This is a genomic window from Erythrobacter donghaensis (assembly GCF_001557325.1).
In the GTDB taxonomy this organism is placed as follows: domain Bacteria; phylum Pseudomonadota; class Alphaproteobacteria; order Sphingomonadales; family Sphingomonadaceae; genus Erythrobacter; species Erythrobacter donghaensis_B.
The window spans coordinates 1-300 of sequence record NZ_LSJS01000166.1 but is presented as its reverse complement, the minus strand read 5'-3'; the positions used below and the strand labels follow the sequence as shown (position 1 = coordinate 300).

General features: G+C 62.3%; 1 pseudogene. It reads left to right on the top strand.

Annotated elements, in window-relative coordinates:
* Nucleotides 1-83: 83 nt before the first annotated feature.
* A pseudogene (locus tag AX692_RS20095) lies at nucleotides 84-300 on the top strand (methylase); the annotation flags it as partial.

The window sequence follows — 300 nt, the reverse complement described above, 5'->3', positions numbered from 1 at the left end:
GCCGCGACTTCGCTGACGGCTGCATTCTGCTCCACAATACCAAGAGCGGGAAAGCGGCCCTGGCCGAACCTTCGCGGCACTTCATGACCGAACAGGGCGAACTCATCAGGCGGGTTATCCTCCACCGTCCGCTCCGGCGCGAATACCACCACTTCGATGACCTTGCGGAATCGGCCTGGGAGGAAGCACCCCGCCGGACCTTCGAGAAGCTGTGGCAAAGCGAGGTTGCGGAGCTTGCCGAACGACTCACCACAGAGACCGTGTACCTTGCAACCGGACTTCTCCTGCCGATCTGGGCGA